This is a genomic window from Kibdelosporangium persicum, from assembly GCF_013280595.1.
GTDB lineage: Bacteria > Actinomycetota > Actinomycetes > Mycobacteriales > Pseudonocardiaceae > Kibdelosporangium > Kibdelosporangium persicum.
Genome location: NZ_JAAATY010000024.1, coordinates 62,678 through 82,146, shown reverse-complemented (window position 1 = coordinate 82,146; position 19,469 = coordinate 62,678). Strand labels below are relative to the sequence as shown.

Here is a 19,469-nt window from a genome sequence, read left to right as displayed (position 1 = left end):
GGTGGGCCGTGCTTCGATCGTGCCGTGGTGACGAAGTCCGCGCCGCTCCTCGTCCGGGCTCCGCACCACCCTCGTGCGGACCTGAGCTGGGACGATGCGGCCACCCAGCTGATCGAGGGTGGCGGCGGCGGTTTTTGCCGCGTGCTCGGCGGGCCCGGCACGGGCAAGACCACGCTGCTGGCCGAGCTGGCGGCGAAGCGGATCAAGGACGGCGCCGATCCGGAAAGCCTGCTGATCCTCACCGCGAGCAGGCGCGCGGCCACCGCACTGCGCACGCACATCACGCGCCTGCTGACCGACATGGGCATGCGGACGGTCCGTGACCCGCTTGTGCGGACGGTCCACTCGTACGCGTTCGCGGTGTTGCGGTTGCAGGCATCGCTACGGGACGAACCGGGGCCACGGCTGCTGAGTGGTCCCGAGCAGGACGCGGTGGTGCGTGACCTGCTCGAAGGTGATCTGGAGCGAGGCGCGGACTACTGGCCGAAACGGCTGAAGCCCGCGCTGACCATTCCCGGCTTCGCCGACGAGCTGCGCGACTTGCTGCTGCGCGCGGCCGAGCGTGGCGTCGGCCCGGAGGACCTCGCTGAACTGGGGCGGCGCTACAGCCGGGACGAATGGGTGGCGGCCGGTCTGTTCGGCAAGCAGTACGAACAAGTGACGTTGCTGGCCGCGGCGGCGGACACCGGTGTGGCGCACGCGAGCGGCCCGGCGCTGGACGCGGCCGAGTTGGTCGACAGCGCGCTGGTCGCCTTCGAGACCGATGAGGAGCTGCTCGACCAGGAGCGCACGCGAGTCCGCCACCTCTACGTCGACGACGCGCAGCACCTCGACCCGTTGCAGTTCCAGCTGGTGGAGACGTTGGCCGAGGGGGCCACCGAGTATGTCCTCGCCGGTGACCCTGACCAGGCGATCTTCTCGTTCCGTGGTGCCGATCCCCGGCTGCTGGCCGACGCCGATCCCAGCGGCGGCAACACAGTCGTGCTCACCACGGGCCACCGGATGGCGACTCAGATCCGTGAGGCGGTCGGGCGGCTCGCCGGTCGCCTGCCGGGAACCGGGCCGCAGCGCCAGATCCGCGAGGGGCGGGACGTCCCGGCCGACGGCAACGTGGCGCTCCGGCTGCACCCGTCGGCCGCGGCCGAGGCCAGCTGGGTCGCCGACCAGCTACGGCGGGCGCACCTGATCGACGAGATCCCGTGGTCGGAGATGGCGGTTGTCGTCCGCTCCGCGACACGGTCGATCCCGGTGCTGTACCGGGCGTTGGCGGCGGCCGGAGTGCCGGTCGCGATCCCGACCGATGAGGTGCCGTTGGCGCAACAACCCGCCGTCCGGCCGTTCCTCGCGTTGCTGGAGTGCGCCGCCGACCCGAACGCGTTGGACGCCGAGATGGCCGCGATGCTGTTGTCGTCCCCGCTCGGTGGTGCGGACCCGATGGCGTTGCGCCGGTTGCGCCGTGGCCTCCGGCGGCTCGAACTGGCCGCGGAGGGCGACCGGTCGAGCGATGAACTGCTTGTCGAGGCGCTCAACTCGAACGACCGGCTTGCCGCGTTGGACGATGCCGAGGCCGCGCCGCTGCGCCGTGTGGGCGCGTTGCTCGCCGAGGCGCGCAAGGCGATCGCCGAAGGCGCCGGCGTGGAGCAGGTGCTCTGGGGCGTATGGCAGGGCAGTGGTCTGGAACGGCGCTGGGTGGCGCAGGCGGAACGAGGCGGAACCTCCGGCGCACAGGCGGATCGCGACCTGGACGCGATCGTCGGCCTGTTCCACGCGGCCGCCAAGTACGCCGACCGGTTGCCGGGCGCCGGTGTCGGCCGGTTCGCCGAATACCTGGGCGCGCAACAGATCGCGGGCGACAGCCTCGCGCAGAAGGCGCCGATCGGCGAGTCCGTCGCGTTGCTGACCGCGCACGCCGCCGCCGGGCGTGAATGGACGGTCGTCGCAGTGCCCGGCGTGCAGGAAGGCGCCTGGCCGGACCTGCGGTTGCGGGGTTCGCTGCTGGGTGTCGAACAGATGGTGGACGTTCTGAACGGCGCCGACCCGTACGAATACGTCTCCATGACGGCGCCGATCCTGGCGGAGGAACGCCGCTTGTTCATGGTGGCCGCGAGCCGTGCCCGGTGGCGGCTGCTGGTCAGCGCCATCCGTGGTGAAGAGGAACAGCCGTCCCGGTTCCTCGGTGAGCTGGCGGAGTTCGAGGACGAGGAGTTGGCCTTCGTCTCGCTGTCCGGGACGCGGTCGCTGGTGCTGGCTGATCTGGTCGGCGAGCTGCGCAAGGTCGTGTGCGACGGTGAGGAGCCCGCGCCGCGCCGCCGCCGTGCCGCGCGGCAGTTGGCCAGGCTGGCCGAAGCCGGGGTGCCCGGCGCGCACCCGGACTCCTGGTACGGGCTGGCCGAGCTGTCCAGTGCCGCCGCGTTGCGGGAGAAGACCGAACCCGTCAAGGTCTCACCGTCCACTGTGGACGTTCTGGCGAAGTGCCCGCTGCGCTGGGTGGTCGAACGGCACGGTGGCCAGGACCCGGTCGAACTGCACGTGATCACCGGGACGCTCGTGCACGCGCTGGCCCAGGCCGCGGCGGAAGGCGCGAACGAGCGGGAACTGCGCGCGCAGCTCGACGAGGCGTGGAAACAGGTCGACGCGGGCGCACCCTGGTACTCCAAGCGTGAACGGCAACGCGTGCACGGGATGCTCGACACGTTCCTGAGCTGGCTGACGGGCTCGCGGTCCCAGCTCACGCAGGTCGCGATCGAGCAGGACGTCAGCGTGGACCTGCCGCAGGAGGAAGACGGGCCGTTGATCCGGCTGCGCGGCCGGGTCGACCGCCTCGAGGCCGACGCGGACAAACGCCCGGTCGTGATCGACATCAAGAGCGGCAAGACCCCGGTCAGCAAGGACGAGGCCGCCCAGCACCCGCAGCTCGCGGTGTACCAGCTCGCCGCCGCGTACGGCGCGTTCGTCAAACTCGGGCTGGACACCGCCCCGGGTGGTGCGCGCCTGGTGTTCGTGGCGAAAAAAGACCGCAGGACCGGCGCGGCGGAACGCGTCCAGGAGCCGGTCGAGGGGGAAGCTGTCCAGGAGTGGCTGTCGGTCGTCCGCAAGGCGGCGGCCGACAGCATCGGCCCCGACTACGACGCCAGGGAGAACCCGGACTGCCCCCGCTGCCCGGCGAAGACGAGTTGCCCGTTGCACCCGGCAGGCCGGCAGGTGACGGAATGACCAGGGCGTACGTCGTGCGGAGCCGCCCACGCTCACCGGCCGCCTGACCCCGGCAGACGCGCCGGTCCGCTCCGGAGGAGGTGCGTATGCCGAACACCGCGATCCCCCGTTTGCCGATGTAGGGTCGGGTCGCTGTGAACGACCGGATGACCCCCCGGCAGCTGGCCTCGGCACTCGGCCTGCCTGCCCCGACCGACGAGCAGGCGACCGTGATCGCGGCGCCTGCCGAACCGGCGTTGGTCGTGGCCGGTGCGGGCGCGGGCAAGACCGAGACGATGGCGGGCCGCGTGGTGTGGCTCGTCGCCAACGGCCTGGTCGTGCCCGAGCGGATTCTCGGTCTGACGTTCACCCGCAAGGCCGCCCGTCAGCTGGCCGACCGTGTCCGCGCCAGGCTGCGCAAGCTGGTGGGTTCCGGGGTGCTGGACCGGCTCGATCCCAGCGGTGAACGCAAGGCCGCGGTGATCACCGGCGAACCGACGATCCTGACCTACCACGCGTACGCCGGGCGCCTGGTCGGCGAGCACGGTCTGCGGCTGCCGGTGGAACCCGCGGCGCGGCTGCTCACCGAGACCTCGTCGTGGCAGCTCGCACACCGTCTGGTCAGCACGTGGACGCAGGACCTCGACACCGACCGCGTGCCCGCGACGATCACGAGGTACCTCCTCGACCTCGCCGGGGAGATGGGGGAGCACCTGGTCGACGAGGACAAGCTCGCCGAGCACGCCGAACGGCTCTGCCAGCTGATCGAGGCCGCCCCGCGAGGCCCGAGGCAGGCGGCGGAACCGTCCCAGAAGCTCAAGGAGATCATTGCGGCGCAACGGTTCCGGGTCGCGCTGCTGCCGATGGTGAAGGCGTACGCCGAGCGCAAGCGCAAGGACGGCGTGATGGACTTCGCCGACCAGATGGCGATCGCGGCACGGCTCGCGCGCGACCATCCCGAAGTCGCCAAAGGCGAACGAGCCAAGTACGGGGCCGTGCTGCTGGACGAGTACCAGGACACGGGCCACGCGCAACGCGTCCTGCTGAGGTCGTTGTTCGGCCGGGACGATCCGATGCCCGTCACGGCTGTCGGCGACCCGGCGCAGGCGATCTACGGCTGGCGTGGCGCGAGCGCGGCCAACCTCCCGAGGTTCACCACGGACTTCCCGACCGAGGACAAGCGGCCTGCCACCAGGTACGGGTTGCTCACCAGCTTCCGCAACCCGCCGGAAGTGCTGACACTCGCGAACACGGTCTCCGAGCCGCTGCGCCGTTCCGGCCTGGAGGTGGACGAGCTGCGGGCCCGGGAGGACGCCGACGAGGGCGACGTGCGCTGCGCGCTGTTCCCGGACATCCAGGCGGAACTGGAATGGCTGGCCGACGCGGTGGCGGGCCGCTGGCGGGCCAAGATCGAGAACGAGGGCAGACCGCCGACCGCGGCGGTCCTCGTCCGCCGGAGAGCGGACATGGCGGACATCGCCACCGCGCTGCGCACCCGTGGCCTGCCGGTCGAGGTCGTCGGCCTGGGCGGCCTGCTGGACGAGCCGGAAGTCCGTGACCTGGTCAGCACGCTGCGAGTGCTCGTCGACCCGCTCGCCGGGACAGCCGCGACACGGCTGCTCACCGGTTCACGGTGGCGGCTGTCCGCCGCGGACCTGGCCGCGTTGTGGCGCCGGGCGACCGAACTGGCCGGGTTGCACGCGCCCGACCAGGTGGACCCGCTGCTGGGCGCGGTGCCGGGGGAGCGTGCCGAACAGGCCGGGCTGGTCGACGCCTTGGACGACCCGGGCGACCCGAAGCGGTACTCGACCGAGGGGTACAACCGCATCCGCGGCCTCGGTGGCGAGCTCACGCAGCTGCGGCGACGGCTCGACCAGTCGCTGCCCGAACTGGTCGCGGACGTCGAGCGCACCATGCAGCTGGACATCGAGGCGTCCGCGCGGCCCGGGCCGATCTCCCGTGTGCACCTCGACGCGTTCGCCGACGTGGTCGCGGACTACGCGCAGCACAGCCCGTCGGCCAGCCTCATGTCCTTTCTGGACTATCTGTCCGCCGCGGAGGACGCCGAGGACGGGCTGGAACCCGGTGAGGTCGAAGTCGCCGAGGACCGCGTGCAGGTGGTCACCGTCCACTCCGCGAAGGGCCTGGAATGGGAGGTCGTCGCGATCCCGCACGTCGTGACGGACGTGTTCCCGTCCAAGCGCCGGGGATCGAGCTGGCTGCGTGCGGTGACCGAACTGCCCGCTTCGCTTCGCGGTGACGCACAGGACCTGCCGGAGCTGCGGCTTTCCGGTGACATGAACCGCAAGGAAGTCGAAGAGGCGCTGCAGGAGCACAACGAGGGCTTCGCCGAACGCGCGCTGACCGAGGAACGACGGCTGTTCTACGTGGCGCTCACCCGGTCCGAGCGCAGCCTGCTGGTGTCCGGGCACTGGTGGGGCCGGACCGGCGCGAAACCCAAGGGCCCGTCGGAGTTCCTCACCGAGTTGTCCGAAGTGGACGTCGCGGCGGTCGACCACTGGGCGCCCGCGCCCGCCGAGGACGAGGAGAACCCGATCGCGAACGCGGCGCGGATCGCGCGCTGGCCGATCGACCCGCTGGGCAAGCGGCGCCAGGACGTGCTGGACGGCGCCGACCAGGTCCGCGCCGAACTGGCGAAGCTGAAGCGCGGCAAACCGCCCGACGAGGACCAGTTGCTGCTCCCGCTGGAGGACGAGGACCCGGACGGCTGGCAGCGGGACACGGACGTGCTGCTCGCCGAACGCGCGGCGGCCCAGACCAGACGGGAGAAGATCGCGCTGCCCGGCCAGCTGTCGGTGAGCCAGCTCGTCGAACTGGCCGCCGACCCGGATGCCCTGGCCCGCCGGCTGCGCCGTCCGCTGCCTTTCCCGCCGAACCCGGTTGCCCGCCGCGGCACCGCGTTCCACACGTGGCTGGAACGGCGGTTCGGCTCCGGCCGCCTGCTCGACCTCGACGAGCTGCCCGGTGCGGCCGACGACAGCGCCGCTCAGGACGACGAGCTGGAGGCGTTGCGGGCGGCGTTCCTGGCCAGTTCGTGGGCCGACCGGATTCCGCACGAGGTCGAGGTGCCGTTCACGTGCGACGTCGACGGGCTGTCGGTCCGTGGCCGGATGGACGCCGTGTACGCGGACGACGACGGCGGTTGGACCGTTGTGGACTGGAAGACCGGACGGGTCCCCGACGCGGCTCAGCTGCCCGCGTTGGCCGTGCAGCTCGCCGCCTACCGGCTGGCCTGGGCGCAGTTGGCGCACGTCCCGGTCGAGCGGGTCCGTGCGGCGTTCCACTACGTCCGCCACGACCACACCTTGCAGCCCGCCGACCTGCTCGACGCCGACGGGCTACGTGCGTTGGTCCGGTCAGTCCCGTCCGTCACGGACGCGTAGCGCCCATGCGACAAGCGGCCATTGCAGCGGCAACCGGGTGATCGCGACGATCTTCGACGGCGTCGTCTTCGCGTCCAGGGCCATCTTGACGTTCCCGGGGAACACCGCCACGAACAGCAGCGCGGCCAGCAGACCGCCGAGCCGCCGGGTCCGGGGGACCGAGATCAGCAAGGCGGTGCCGAGCTCACCGACGCCGGAGGCGTACGTCCAGGTGCGGGCGGTGCCGGGCAGCGCGCGGGGGATCAGCCGGTCGAAGGGACGCGGCACGAGAAAGTGCAGCGTGCCCATGGTGCCGAGCAGGACGGCCAGCAGTGTCGCGCGCCGGGATTCGGTCATGGCGAGGACGTTACCCGCCAGTAGCCCGACGCACGAGCCACGCCCGCGAGCCACGGCGCTACTCTGCCGCACGTTGGCGTCCCACCGGGGAGAATGCACATGATCAGGCGGTTGCAGGCCACCGACCGGCTCACCGACCGGCCGGACCACTCGCTTGTCGGGGTCATCCGGATCCCCGAGGGCACCGTCAGCCCGATCACGTCGATCGTCCGGCGGGTGATCGGCGCGCTGCTCGCGCTCGCCGCCGCGGTCGTGATCGTGTACCTGGACCGGGACGGCTACCGGGACGTCAACGGCGACGGGCTGTCCCTGCTCGACGCGATCTACTACGCGACGGTGTCGCTGTCGACCACCGGATACGGCGACATCACCCCGTTCAGCCCGTCCGCGCGGCTGATCAACGTCCTGGTGATCACACCGCTGCGCGTGCTGTTCCTGATCGTGCTGGTCGGCACGACCCTGGCGGTGCTGACCGAACGGTCCCGGCAGGCTTTCAAGATCCAGGTTTGGAGGAAAAAGGTGCGGGACCACGTGGTGGTGATCGGGTTCGGCACGAAAGGCCGGTCCGCGGTCAGCGCGGTGCTGACGGACGGCATGAAGCCCAGCCAGATCGTCGTGGTGGACACCGACCAGAACTCGCTCGACGCGGCCTCGGCGCTCGGTCTGGTGACCGTGCACGGCTCCGGCACGCGGTCGGACGTGCTGCGGGTGGCGGGTGTCGACCGGGCCCGTGCGGTGGTCGTGGCGGCCAACCGGGACGACTCGGCCGTGCTGATCACGTTGACCGCGCGGGAGATGGCGCCGAAGGCGCAGATCGTGTCCGCGGTCCGGGAAGCGGAGAACGTGCACCTGCTGCGTCAGTCCGGCGCGGACTCGGTCGTGGTCTCCAGCGAGACGGCGGGCCGCCTGCTCGGCATGGCCACGCACACGCCGAACGTCGTGGACATGGTGGAGGACCTGATCACCCCGGACAGCGGCCTGGCGATCGCCGAACGGGACGTGGAGCCCGACGAGATCGGCGGCTCACCACGGCACATGGCCGACATCGTGCTGGGCGTGGTGCGGGGCAAGAAGCTGTACCGCGTGGACTCGGCGGAGGCCGACGCCGTCGAGGCGGGCGACCGGTTGCTGTACGTCCGCAAGGTCACCCCGCCCGCCGAGGAAAGCTAGACACTCCGCAGTACGGAAACGACCGTCCCGAGGATCACGGCGTTGTCACCGTCGATGACGTCGTAGTCCGGGTTGCGCGGCTCAAGGTAGACGTGCCCGTTGCGGCGGCGGTACACCTTGACCGTGGCCTCGTCGTCGATCATCGCGGCGACGATCTGCCCCGAGTGCGCCTCGGACTGCTGACGGACGACGACGATGTCACCGTCGCAGATGGCCGCGTCGATCATCGAGTCACCGCGGACCCGCAGCCCGAAGACCGTGCCCCGCCCGGTCAGGTCGCGCGGCAGCTTCAGGACGTCGTCGACGTGCTCCTCGGCCGCGATCGGCACACCGGCGGCGATGTCGCCGACGACCGGCACCGGCACGGACTCGCCGTCCCGCGAAGCCGGCTCCGGCAGGAACATCCGGACGTCGATCGGCCGCGAGACCGAGGCGCTGCGCCGCAGGAACCCCTTCTCCTCCAGGCTGGCAAGGTGTTTCGACACCGTCGAGGACGACCGCAGCCCCACGGCGTCGCCGATCTCCCGGGTGCTCGGCGAATACCCGTGCCGGATCACCCAGTCCTGGATCGTCGCGAGGATCTGCTGTTGCCGTGGCGGCAGGGCGGAAGCGTCGAGGTGGTCGAAGATGTCGGTCACCCGCCGAAGACTACCGGCCGTGGTGACCGGGACACCGGTGACGCGGCGGCGGGTCGTCTGAAACCATCCTGCCTGTGGAGCCCACCCCTCGTGAGTGTTTATCGGTGTTCTAACCCTGATAAACACTCACGAGGGTGACCAGGCTGTCGGCCGTGGTGGCGGGGACACCGGTGACGCGGCGGCGGGTCGTCTGACACCATCCTGCCTGTGGAGGTTCGCCCGGACGCGGTCCGGCTTGCCGTCGTCGTCCTGCTCGGTGTTTTTGTCAGCCTCGCGCTGTGGTTATCGGCGCCGGGTCTCTTCGGGCTGTCCACGGAGTTACCCGGCGCCACCAGGATCACGGCGAAAGTGACGAAGGGCTCGTCCTGCGCCGACACCGCGAACGGGGAAATCGTCACATTCGTCCACGACGGCGAGGAACATCAGGCCACATTGGACGCGTGCGGTCACCGCGAAGGCGAGCAAGTCGACGTGAGCGTGCCCGCCGAGCTCGCCGGAACGATCACCGTGCACGGTGCGGAAGCCGCCACCGGCGAGAGCGGCGCACGCAGACCGGTGGCGTACATCCTGTTCCTCCTGGCCTGCTTCGCCGGCGGCGGTTTCGCCTACCTGTACGGCAAACTCACCTGACCACCGCGGGCCTCAGCTGACGCTGTTGGCCGGTGCCAGGTACGTGTTGCACTGATACGTGCGGTTCTTCTCGTAGCCCTGTTTCTGCCATGCGCCGTAGTTCTGGCGTTTACCGTGGTCGCGAGGTGCGCCTGGGTTGTTGTCGTCGCCGCGGGTGTAGCCGTCGGCCAGCATGTCGCGCACGACCGCGTCGGTGATCGAACCCTTGCCGTTCCACGCCGCGGCGAACCACATCCCGCCGAAGCACTGCGCCTGTAACTCCTTGCGGCGCTGGATTTCCAGGCCGGCCGCGGAGTCCGGGCCCAGTTCGTACGACTCGTTGTGCGCGGCTTTCAGCGAACCGCTCAACGACTGGACGTGGTGGCCGTACTCGTGCGCGAACAGCGCGAGGTAGGCACCGATCTTGCTGCCGTTGACGTTGGTCTGCAGTCCTTCGAACGGCATGTAGATCGTCAGGTCAGGGGCGCAGTAGAAGGCCGCGACGTCCTCTTTGGTCGAGTCGGCCACGCCACAGCCGCTCTCCCACCGCTTGCCGCTCGGGAAGGCGATCTTCGGCCTGATCCACGGGAGGTTGGCGCGTTGCAGCACCGGCGCCCACGCGGCCTCCATGCACGGCATGGCCGCGTTGAAGAACGCCTGCGCGGCGGCGGGTGTGCTCTGCCAGCGCGGCAGGTTGCACGTCACGGTGTTGGTGCCGTTCTCCCCGGCGAAAAGCGGGTTGTCCTTGGTCCGGTAGACCGGCTTCGGGCCGCTCGGCGTGCTGGTGGTGGTCCGTGTCGTGCGCGGAGTCGTCCGCGCGGTGGGAGCGGAGGACGTCGGGCGTTGCGCGGAAGTGGGAGTCGCCGAAGCCGGCGAGCCGGACGTCGACGAAGTGCCCGGTGGCGGGTAGTCGTACCCGGAGTCCGCGACACTGGTGGGTTTCCGCTTGCCTCCGTCCACCGTGGCGAGCACGCCGATCAGGCCGCCGACCACGACGAGCACGCTCACCAGCGTGATCGTCACGATCATGCCGGTGTTGGACTTCGGGCGGTACGGCGGCGCCTGGTGCCACATCGGTGGCGGAGGGGGCGGCGGCGGACCGAAATGCGGCTGCCCGTGTGGCGGCCGTGGCTGGTACATCGGTGGCGCGGGCATGGGCCGCGGCGGCGGTGCGACGGGCCGCGGTGGCGGGAAACCCTGCGGCTGGAAGCCGCCCTGACCTGGCCCGTACGGCGGTCGCGTCACTTTCTTTCCCCCATTTGCTCTCAACCGAGCGTGAGCATAAGGGCGCTCCGCTATCGTCCGCAGGCGTGTTGACGAATTGGGGGGTGGCGGCCGCGGGCCTGGTCGCCGCGATCGGGTTGTCAGTCGGGCAACCACCGCCGTCGATCCCGAGTATTCCCGTCATCCCGGAGCCCACCGGGCCGGTGCAGCCTCCGTCCTCATCGGACCCCGGGGCGGCACCGGACGGGATCGAGTTCCCGACACGCACCCAGCTTCAGCTCAAAGTGGAGCGGGACGGGCTGCTGACGGTCGAGGAGACGATCACGGTCCGGTCCGGCGAGAAGCTCAACCGGCGCTCGCCGCTGCGGATCAGGTCCGGCGACCGCGACCGGATCTTCGTCGTCCGAGACCCGAAGCTGGAAGGCAACGGCAGCGCGCAGGCCACGGCCGACGAGTTCACCGTCTCCGTCGGCCAAGGCAAGTCGGTACTGCGCTACCAGGTCGAGGGCGCGGTCATCGACCTCGGCGACCGCCAGGAGGTGCGCTGGCAGCTGGCGGCGGGCTGGGACGCCAGGCTCGGCTTGCTGCGTGCCACGTTCATCGCGCCGGAGATCCCGATCTCGGTGCGCTGCAACGGCGGCCCGTACGGCAGTGAGCAACCGTGCAACCGCGCCAGGACGGACAACGGCGGCATCACCCGCGTCAGCATGTCGGACCTCGCCGCCGGTGATCGTGTCGACCTGGCGATCGGCCTGCCCGCCGGGACCGTCCCGGCGAACGCCAGGTTCGCCGAGCCGGAGAAGCTGGCGGGCGCGTTCGCCCTCACCCCCTTCTCCGGGTTCGGCCTGCTCGGCCTCACGGTGTTGTTGCTCGGCGGTCTCGTGCTGCTGTGGGTGGCGCGCGGCCGGGACGCCAAGGTGCTGGCGACCGACGTCGGACCGGTCGACGTTCTCGTGCACGACCAGAACGGCGTGGCCTTCGCTTCACCCGATGGTGTACTTCCCGGGCAGATCGGGACCGTCACCGACGAACGGGTCGACCCGGTGGACGTCACCGCGACCGTGCTCGACCTCGCGGTCCGCAACTATCTCTGGATCCAGGAGATCAACGGGAACGACTGGCAGATCATGCGCCGCAACCCCGCGGACGACTCCCTGACGGCCTACGAACGAGCGGTCTACGACGCTGTTCCCGAAGCGGGCGCGGTCGTGTCCACCCTGTCCGTCGACCTCAGCCGCATCAAAGAAGCCATGTACACCGACGTCGTCGCCCGTGAGTGGTTCAAGCGACGCCCCGACCAGGAGCGCACCCGGTGGATGGCGGTCGGTATCGGGCTCGCGTTCATCGGCGCCGGGCTGACCGCTGTGCTCGCGCTGACAGTGGGCAACGCGCTGCTCGGTCTGGCGGTCGTCATCGCCGGCGTCGCGCTCGCTCTGGGTGCACGGCTGATGCCTGCGCGTACCAAGCGCGGCAGCGTGCTGCTGGCACAGGTGCGTAGCCTCCGCGGTTACCTTCAGTCAGCCACGCCGTCCAGCATCCCCGAGAACGACCGTGAGCTGGTGTTCTCCCGCTCCCTGCCGTACGCGGTCGTGCTCGGTGAGTCGCCGCGGTGGCTGGAGGCGTTCGGTTCCTCGGCCGAGCTCTACTGGTTCAGCGGCGGGCGAAACCTGCCGGGCTTCATCGCGGCGATGGACCGGGCGGTGGCCAAGTAGGCTCGTGCCATGGCTGCACCCGACCTGCACACGTTCACTCTCCCGAACGGTTTGCGTGTGGTGCTCGCGCCGGACACCACATCACCGGTGGTCGGCGTCAGCGTGCACTACGACGTGGGCTTCCGATCCGAGCCGGAGGGGCGAACGGGCTTCGCCCACCTGTTCGAGCACCTGATGTTCCAGGGCAGCGAGAGCCTGGAGAAACTGGCGCACTTCCGGCACGTCCAGTCCTCCGGCGGCACCTTCAACGGCTCGACGCACCCGGACTACACCGACTACTTCGAGGTGCTCCCGTCCGCCGCGCTGGAGCGGGCGTTGTTCCTGGAAGCCGACCGGATGCGCGCGCCCAAGCTGACCGAGGAGAACCTCCGCAACCAGATCGACGTGGTGAAGGAGGAGATCCGGCTGAACGTGCTGAACCGGCCGTACGGCGGGTTCCCCTGGATCCTGCTCCCGCCGGTGCTGTACCAGACGTTCCCCAACGCGCACAACGGTTACGGCGACTTCACCGACCTCGAACAGGCCAGCCTGGACGACTGCGCGGCCTTCTTCGACACGTACTACGCGCCCAGCAACGCGGTGCTCACCGTCGCCGGTGATTTCACCGTCGAGCAGGCCCGTGACCTGGTCGAAAAGCACTTCGGGGACGTTCCGGCCCGGGAGACCGCGGCCCGGCCGTCGTTCGCCGAGCCGCGGCCCCAGGGTGAACTGCGCGGCGAGCACCAGGACGCGCACGCGCCGCTGCCCGCGCTGGCCGTCGGCTACCGGATGCCCGACCCGATCAACGAACTGGACGCCTACCTGGCGCACCTCGTGCTGGCCTCGGTGCTCACCGAGGGCGACGGCTCCCGGCTGCAGCAGCGCATGGTGCACAAGGAAGCCATGGTCACCGACATCAACGCCGGTGCCGGGCTGTTCGGCCCGTTCGAGGCACGCGACCCGGACACGTTCAGCGTCACCGCGATGTACTCGCCCGAGGTGACCGTCGACCGCGTGCTCGGCGCGCTGGACGAGGAGCTCGAACTGCTGGCCAGCACCCCGCCGTCCGAGCAGGAGCTGGCGAAGGTGACCGCACGCTGGGTTTCCAGCCTGCACAAGGAGCACGACCGGCTGGTCAGCCGGACGCTCGCGCTCGGCAGCTTCCAGCTGCTGTACGGCGACCCCGGGCTGGTCTACCAACTGCCGGACCGCATCGCGGCCGTCACGCCGGAGGACGTCTCCGCCGCGGCCAAGCTGCTGCGCCCGGATTCCCGTGCCGTACTGCAGGTCTTCCCGGCTGGAGGTGCCGAGTGAGCGTTCAGGAACACCGTTCCGCCGAGGAGATCGGCCGTACCGAGCTGGGGCCGCGCCCGTTGCCGCCGTTGGGCGAGCAGCGCGCGGCCATCGGTCTGTCCCATGTGGACACCACGTTGACCAACGGGCTGCGGGTGGTCGTGGTCAAGCAGTCGACCGTGCCGATGGTCGAACTGCGGCTGCGCATCCCGTTCGCCGACACGGACCTGATGCACGCGGCCAAGGCCGAGGTGCTGGCGTCGACCTTCTTCTCCGGCACGGCACGCCGTGACCGGGTCGCGATCGACACCGACCTCGCGCTGGTCGGCGGCGAACTGGACGCGTCGGTCGACCCCGAACGGCTCAGCATCGGCGGAAACGCGCTGGCCAGCGGCCTGGACACGCTGCTCGACGTGCTCAGCGACGCGCTGAGGGGAGCCTCGTACGCCGACGAGGAGGTCGGCCGCGAGAAGGGCCGGCTGGTCGAGCGGATCGCGATGGCCAAGTCGCAGCCGAGCGTGATCGCCCGGCAGGCGCTGCAGAAGCACCGCTACGGCGACCACCCGGCGACCCGTGAGATGCCGGAGGCCGAGGACGTCGCCAAGGTGACGCCGGAGGAAGTCCGTGCGCTGCACCAGGGTTTCGTGCTGCCGCGCGGGTCCGTGCTGGTCCTGGTCGGTGACGTCGAGACGGACGAGGCCGTGGCCAAGCTGGAGTCGGCGCTCGGCGGCTGGAAGTCCGACCGCACGGCGACGGAACTGCCTGAGCTGCCAGTGGTTTCCGGCGGCGACTTGTTGTTCGTGCCGCGGACCGGTGCTGTTCAGTCACAGTTCCGGCTCAGTGCGCAGGCGATCACCCGGACGGACCCGCGATACCCGGCGTTGCAGCTGGCGAACCTGGCGTTCGGCGGCTTCTTCTCGTCCCGCCTGGTCGAGAACGTCCGTGAGGACAAGGGGTACACGTACCACGCACGGTCCTATCTGGAGTTCACGCCGGGTGGCGCCACCCTGCTGATCGACACGGACACGGCCAGTGAGGTCACCGCGAACGCGTTGCTGGAGATCCGCTACGAGCTCGCGCGGATCGTCCTGACGCCGCCGTCGGAGACCGAAGTGGACACTGTGCGGCAGTACGCGATCGGGCAGCTGCTCACCGCGACGGCCTCGCAGGGCGGGCTCGCGTCGCAGCTGATCGGCCTTGCCTCGCAAGGGCTTGGCGTCGAATGGCTGGTGGAGTACCCCGGCAGGCTGAAGGCGGTCACCGCCGAGGAGATCGCGGCCGCGGCCCGTGACTTCTTCGCGCCGGTGAACTGGACCGGTGTGATCGTCGGCGACTCGGCCCAGTTCGGGAACGTGCGCCTGCTCGGTGACGTGAAGCAGTGACGTTCCAGCTCGACGGCCTCCCGGTGCTCTCCCGTTCCACTGTGGAGCGTGAGGAGACGTTGCGGGCGGATTCGCGCAGGCAGGCGGAACTCTGGCCGGAAGGGCGGGTCCTGCTGGTGGACCCGCGCGGCCGGACGCCGATCCGTTCGGGCGGAACTGTGCTGGCGTACCAGGCGACCTCCGGCGACGAACCGCCGCCGGAGGCGCTGCTGCTGGGCGAGGAGAAGGGCGTCGGCTACTGGGCGCTGCCCGTCGAGTCGCCGGCGCCGGACACCGGCCTGGACTGGCGTGCCTGGCAGGACATCGGTTCGTCCGACGAGGAGCAGTGGCTCGATCTGCGGTCCGCCGGGTCCTTTCTGGACGACACCTCGGCCGGGCTGTTCACCACCGCGGTCGCCCTGACGCACTGGCACCGCCGGGCCGGGTTCTGCGCGAACTGCGGCTCGGCGGTGGATCGCGTGAAGTCCGGCTGGGCGACGCAGTGCCCGAACTGCGGGCGTGAGGAGTATCCGCGGACCGACCCGGCCGTGATCTGCCTCGTGCACGACCGTGAGGGCACGGACGGCTCCCAGGTGCTGCTGGCGCGTCAACCGGTCTGGCCGAAGGGCCGGTACTCGGTGCTGGCCGGGTTCGTCGAGGCGGGCGAATCCCTGGAAGCCTGCGTGGCCAGGGAGATCTGCGAGGAAGTGGGCGTGGACGTCGCGGACATCCGGTACCTCGGCAGCCAGCCGTGGCCGTTCCCGCGTTCGCTGATGCTCGGCTTCGCGGCCAGTGCGGACCCGTCCCAGCCGACGAAGCTCAGCGACGGCGAGATCGAGGAGGCGCACTGGGTCTCCCGTGACGTCGTCCGCGAAGCCCTCGCCGCGGAGGACGAAGGCCGCGACTTCTGGCTGGGCCTGCCCGGCCCCACGTCGATAGCCCGCCGCATGCTCGAATCCTGGGCCCACCCCTCGTGAGTGTTTGTCGGTGTTCTAACCCTGATAAACACTCACGAGGGTGACCAGGCTGTTTGGTGAGTCACGGCGATGACGATGAACGGTCCCGCTGGCGGGTTGTCCCGGTACTGCGGGTACTTGTCGATCAGCCAGGCGCTTGCCTCGGTGGTTTCGAGGATCCGTGCGGTTCCGTCCGCACGGATCCACCACAGCTCGGACCAGTCCTCGGCGTAGTGGTCGACCAGCAGCGACACCTTCTCGTTCGCCCGGATGTTGCGCAGCCGCTTGAGGTCACGCGTCGACTTCGGCTTGTGGTCGACGGCGATGACAACGGTGTCGCCCCTGGCCGCGAACGTCACCGGGACGATGTGCGGCTGCCCGTCGGCGTCGACCGTGGCCAGGCGCGCGACCCTGGCGTCATCGAGTCGCACGGACCGCCGCTTCGACGATCTCGTCGGGTTCCGCCTCGATGTCGAGCACGACACCCGGCTCGTCCGGCTGCAGCGGTTCCAGGTCGGCGATCTGCGAGTCCAGCAGCGCGGCCGGCATGAAATGGCCCTTGCGGCCCGCCAGCCGTTCGGCGATCAGCTCCCGCGTGCCGTCCAGGTGCACGAAGAACACGTCGCCGCCGGTCTGCAGCACGTCCCGGTACTTGCGCTTGAGGGCCGAGGACGTGACCACGCCGCCGGTCTGCTGGTGCTCACGAATCCACACCGCGATCGCCTGCAGCCACGGCCAGCGGTCGTCGTCGTTCAGCGGGGTGCCCGACGACATCTTCGCGACGTTCTCCGGCGGGTGGAACTCGTCGGCTTCGGCGTACTGCACGCCCAGACGCCGCGCCAGCGCGGTGCCCACTGTCGTCTTGCCGGACCCGGACACGCCCATCACCACGATGACCATCCGCCAAGCCTAGACGGCGGCGGACCACACCGTGATTTCACTACACTGTGCGCAAGCCGAATGAGTCGGGGGACTGATTGGTACCGCTACCGCTGGTAACACTGAAATGGCGCCGGGTCGCGCCGCGCTGGGCCTTCATGGCGCTCACCGGGGGTCTCGCGATCCTCGGCGGGCTCTTCGCGGCCATCGTGGCGTTGGACTCACTGAAGAACGCCGTCACGGGTGGCACGACACACGGGTTCGCCGTGCTGATCCTGATCGCGTGGACCGCCGCCGCGCTGCGGCTCTACCGGATGGACCTCTACGTCAGCAAGGAAGGTGTCCGCAAGCGGACCTTCCTGCGCCAACGGACCTGGTCCTGGGCGGCCGTCCAGGAGTTCAAGATCAAGCCGATGGCCGGTCTGCGTGTGCTCGGCGGTTACGCGATCTGGATCCGCCTGCACGACGGCTCCGAGATCGAGACGACCGTGCACTACGCGGAGGCACTGCCGGCAGTCCGGGGCATGTTCATGGCCGAACACGAGGTCGTGGACATCTACGACCAGCTGCAGGCCGCGCTGGTCAGGTCTCGAAACCCCGCAGTTCAGCCGCGATGAAGGCAAGCCAGGCGGCCGTCGGGACATCAAGACGGGAGCTGCGGTTCTTGGTGTCCCGGACACTGGTGGTGCACTCGGTGACGCGGACCTCGACACAGTTGTCTGAGGCACCGGCGCTGTAGCTGCTCTTGAACCAGCCAGTGTCCCGTATCACGCTAGCTCCTCGTCAGGAATCGTTCGACTATGACTCTCGATTCTGCCTTGCCCGATGACATTTCTCGAAGTCGTTCGAACGCGCGGATCAGCGCATCGGTGTCGGCCGCGTCATCGAGGTATGGCGATGGGCCGTACAGCACCGACATGAAACCGATCGGAGGTGCGGGCTCGGGGAAGTGCATAAGAGCGAACCCGCCTTGTGGCGCTGGGTTGTCTGGGATCGTCGCTGAGAGCACGTGGATGCTGAGCTTGGGATGCTCATCGATCAACTGGAGCACATGCTCTATCTGCCGTCGTAGTACATGTGGGCGACCGAATGGTGTTTGAAGTGCATCATCGGTGATGATGAACTCCAGCTCTTTCGCCGGATCTGCTTGAAACACCAGGCGCTGCCGGTCCAGCCGAAAGGACACGCGGTTGGCTCGGTCTTGGTACGAGCTTTCCCACCAGACACCATCGCATGCCGTGATCACTGCCTCGGCGTAGTCATCGCACTGGAGCAAGCCCGGGAAGATTCCCTTCTCGTAGCTGAGGATGCGGCTGGCCTGGACCTCCATGTTCGAGAGGCGGCGGTATGAACCCGGCAGGGTGTCCACATAGGCGCGCCTCTTCGGCTCGCGCTTCCGAGCTTCGACACCCATGGCGAGAAGCTTCTTGCGCTCGGCCTTGCTGACGCCGAACAGGTCGAGCAGCGTGGCCAGATCGTCGGCGGAGAGGTTCGCCCGGCCGTCCTCCACCTTGGAGATCCGGCTCTGGTCCTTGTTGATCGCCGCCGCGGCCTCGACACCGCTCTTCCCGGCCCGCAACCGAAGCCGCTTCAACTCGCTACCCAGCAACCTTCGCGGGATGGTCTGCGCGACCCCGGACATCCGCATCACTCTTTCGGTGCGACTTCGCTGAACTAGGTTCCTCTTATTATGTGCACATGTCAGTATTGGTGCCGTTCTGGTGAATACTCTATTCCGTCCCAAGTAGACCTTGAGGAGCGAGGCGTGTACCGCGACGTGGACCTGAATTCCTGGGCAGAAATCGATGATGTCGTGATCAAGTATGACGTGTCACCCGTCGACGGGACCGTCGAATTCACGTTCGGCCACAAACAGAGCCTCACCATCAACCTGACCGAACGTGCGCTCGCCCGCTGCGTTGAGCAGTTCCCCGAGGCGCTCACCGAACTCAGAACCAGGTCAATGCGCGAACCGAGCCAATGAGTGCTCGAGTTTCCGCAGCCGGGCAACGAGTTCAGTGGGCGGGGCAGGTGCGACTGTCATCCACAACTCGCCACTGTCGGTGGCACTCGCGTGGTTGAGAAACCTGCCCCACTCGGTGTCCGCGTACCGCAGCGGATGGGGGATTTCCCTGCGACGACCGAGATCGTCGCGTACGGCCACCCACAACTCGCCACTCCCCGATGTAGGCAAAGCGATGATCTTCAGCACCTGCCGCAGGTCGGCGCGCGGGACAGGTCGCACGCTCACCGCGCCCGGCTTCGGCTCCTGCCACGCCACAGCCGCTCGCAGTTCTTCCACGGGAACCGACACGGGGGTGCCGGAACCTGGATGGAGTTCGGGTATCTGCGCGACCAGTGCTTCCGCGAGTTTGCGCGGTTGAGCGCGCCGCAATCGCACTTCGTTTCCGTTTCGCACCGCGAGAATCGCCTCGCGGCCGGTCGCCGCGGCCAGCACGCCCAGCTTCCCGACCCCGTCGGCCGCGATCCAGCCCGAACACTCCACAGCTGCCCGACACACCACCGACAATGACGCGGCCACGTCGACATCCAGGCGGCCACGACGATCGAGCCAGCCAAGTCGCGCTGCTTCGTCGTAGGCCTGTGCCTGCGCGGCATCCAGTTCGTCGCGCGGTCGCCACACCGCAGCAGGCGCCAGTACGTCGGGCAACTCACCGATCTGCTCCTGCCGTAGCAGGCGTACCAACGCATCCAC

Annotated in this window: 18 protein-coding genes; 10 read left to right on the top strand and 8 right to left on the bottom strand. The window is 69.3% G+C overall.

Annotated elements, in window-relative coordinates:
- The first annotated feature begins 24 nt into the window (after nucleotides 1-24).
- Together GC106_RS33365 and GC106_RS33360 are read left to right on the top strand one after the other, a co-directional pair.
- Nucleotides 25-3,213: an ATP-dependent helicase gene (locus GC106_RS33365; RefSeq protein WP_376777781.1), complete on the top strand. Its 3,189-nt coding sequence runs from the start codon at nucleotides 25-27 to the stop codon at nucleotides 3,211-3,213.
- 146 nt (nucleotides 3,214-3,359) lie between these two features.
- Nucleotides 3,360-6,596: an ATP-dependent helicase gene (locus GC106_RS33360; protein ID WP_173138834.1), complete on the top strand. Its 3,237-nt coding sequence runs from the start codon at nucleotides 3,360-3,362 to the stop codon at nucleotides 6,594-6,596.
- On the opposite strand, the gene GC106_RS33355 is transcribed toward GC106_RS33360, so the two are convergent.
- The gene (locus GC106_RS33355) at nucleotides 6,570-6,932 is read right to left on the bottom strand and encodes a DoxX family protein (protein WP_173138832.1); all 363 of its coding nucleotides are present in this window, start codon (nucleotides 6,930-6,932) and stop codon (nucleotides 6,570-6,572) included. The two genes, GC106_RS33360 and GC106_RS33355, sit on opposite strands and share 27 nt — an antisense overlap.
- A gap of 99 nt (nucleotides 6,933-7,031) precedes the next feature.
- Between GC106_RS33355 and GC106_RS33350 the strand changes: the two genes are divergently transcribed.
- Nucleotides 7,032-8,102 carry a potassium channel family protein gene (locus tag GC106_RS33350; protein ID WP_376777780.1) on the top strand — a complete coding sequence of 357 codons (1,071 nt, stop codon included), beginning with the start codon at nucleotides 7,032-7,034 and terminating at the stop codon, nucleotides 8,100-8,102.
- On the opposite strand, the gene lexA is transcribed toward GC106_RS33350, so the two are convergent.
- The gene (lexA, locus tag GC106_RS33345; protein WP_173138828.1) at nucleotides 8,099-8,740 is read right to left on the bottom strand and encodes a transcriptional repressor LexA; all 642 of its coding nucleotides are present in this window, start codon (nucleotides 8,738-8,740) and stop codon (nucleotides 8,099-8,101) included. The genes GC106_RS33350 and lexA overlap by 4 nt on opposite strands.
- A gap of 207 nt (nucleotides 8,741-8,947) precedes the next feature.
- On the opposite strand from lexA, the gene GC106_RS33340 reads away from it, so the two are divergent.
- Nucleotides 8,948-9,370 (top strand): hypothetical protein, encoded by a 423-nt coding sequence (locus GC106_RS33340; protein ID WP_173138826.1) that lies wholly within the window; start codon nucleotides 8,948-8,950, stop codon nucleotides 9,368-9,370.
- A 12-nt stretch (nucleotides 9,371-9,382) separates the two neighbouring features.
- On the opposite strand, the gene GC106_RS49000 is transcribed toward GC106_RS33340, so the two are convergent.
- Nucleotides 9,383-10,594, bottom strand: a complete 1,212-nt coding sequence (locus tag GC106_RS49000; protein WP_173138824.1) for a neutral zinc metallopeptidase — start codon at nucleotides 10,592-10,594, stop codon at nucleotides 9,383-9,385.
- Nucleotides 10,595-10,659: 65 nt separating this feature from the next.
- Between GC106_RS49000 and GC106_RS33330 the strand changes: the two genes are divergently transcribed.
- The 4 genes from GC106_RS33330 to nudC are packed head-to-tail and all read left to right on the top strand — an operon-like array spanning nucleotide 10,660 to nucleotide 15,895.
- On the top strand, nucleotides 10,660-12,285 hold the full coding sequence (locus tag GC106_RS33330) for a DUF2207 domain-containing protein (protein ID WP_173138822.1): 1,626 nt from the start codon (nucleotides 10,660-10,662) through the stop codon (nucleotides 12,283-12,285).
- Nucleotides 12,286-12,294: 9 nt separating this feature from the next.
- Nucleotides 12,295-13,578, top strand: coding sequence for a M16 family metallopeptidase (locus GC106_RS33325; protein ID WP_173138820.1), 1,284 nt, complete (start codon nucleotides 12,295-12,297; stop codon nucleotides 13,576-13,578).
- Nucleotides 13,575-14,939 (top strand): M16 family metallopeptidase, encoded by a 1,365-nt coding sequence (locus GC106_RS33320; RefSeq protein WP_173138818.1) that lies wholly within the window; start codon nucleotides 13,575-13,577, stop codon nucleotides 14,937-14,939. Before GC106_RS33325 ends, GC106_RS33320 begins: the two co-directional genes overlap by 4 nt.
- Nucleotides 14,936-15,895, top strand: a complete 960-nt coding sequence (gene nudC, locus GC106_RS33315) for an NAD(+) diphosphatase (protein WP_173138816.1) — start codon at nucleotides 14,936-14,938, stop codon at nucleotides 15,893-15,895. Before GC106_RS33320 ends, nudC begins: the two co-directional genes overlap by 4 nt.
- Nucleotides 15,896-15,927: 32 nt before the next feature.
- Here nudC and GC106_RS33310 read toward each other — a convergent pair whose 3' ends face one another.
- Entirely contained in the window at nucleotides 15,928-16,305 is a 378-nt protein-coding gene (locus GC106_RS33310; RefSeq protein ID WP_173138815.1) for a TIGR03668 family PPOX class F420-dependent oxidoreductase, read from the bottom strand.
- Entirely contained in the window at nucleotides 16,292-16,774 is a 483-nt protein-coding gene (locus GC106_RS33305; RefSeq protein ID WP_173138813.1) for a gluconokinase, read from the bottom strand. Before GC106_RS33305 ends, GC106_RS33310 begins: the two co-directional genes overlap by 14 nt.
- A gap of 137 nt (nucleotides 16,775-16,911) precedes the next feature.
- Here GC106_RS33305 and GC106_RS33300 point away from each other — a divergent pair, with 137 nt between their 5' ends.
- Nucleotides 16,912-17,370 carry a hypothetical protein gene (locus GC106_RS33300; RefSeq protein WP_173138811.1) on the top strand — a complete coding sequence of 153 codons (459 nt, stop codon included), beginning with the start codon at nucleotides 16,912-16,914 and terminating at the stop codon, nucleotides 17,368-17,370.
- On the opposite strand, the gene GC106_RS33295 is transcribed toward GC106_RS33300, so the two are convergent.
- Both GC106_RS33295 and GC106_RS33290 read right to left on the bottom strand, forming a co-directional pair.
- Nucleotides 17,336-17,524, bottom strand: a complete 189-nt coding sequence (locus tag GC106_RS33295) for a DUF397 domain-containing protein (RefSeq protein ID WP_312873066.1) — start codon at nucleotides 17,522-17,524, stop codon at nucleotides 17,336-17,338. The two genes, GC106_RS33300 and GC106_RS33295, sit on opposite strands and share 35 nt — an antisense overlap.
- Before the next feature lies 1 nt (nucleotide 17,525).
- Nucleotides 17,526-18,395: a helix-turn-helix domain-containing protein gene (locus GC106_RS33290; protein WP_173138809.1), complete on the bottom strand. Its 870-nt coding sequence runs from the start codon at nucleotides 18,393-18,395 to the stop codon at nucleotides 17,526-17,528.
- Nucleotides 18,396-18,518: 123 nt separating this feature from the next.
- Between GC106_RS33290 and GC106_RS33285 the strand changes: the two genes are divergently transcribed.
- Complete coding sequence (locus GC106_RS33285; RefSeq protein WP_173138807.1) at nucleotides 18,519-18,737, top strand: hypothetical protein; 219 nt, start codon at nucleotides 18,519-18,521, stop codon at nucleotides 18,735-18,737.
- Here the strand turns inward: GC106_RS33285 and GC106_RS33280 are convergent.
- Entirely contained in the window at nucleotides 18,714-19,469 is a 756-nt protein-coding gene (locus GC106_RS33280) for an ESX secretion-associated protein EspG (RefSeq protein WP_173138805.1), read from the bottom strand. The genes GC106_RS33285 and GC106_RS33280 overlap by 24 nt on opposite strands.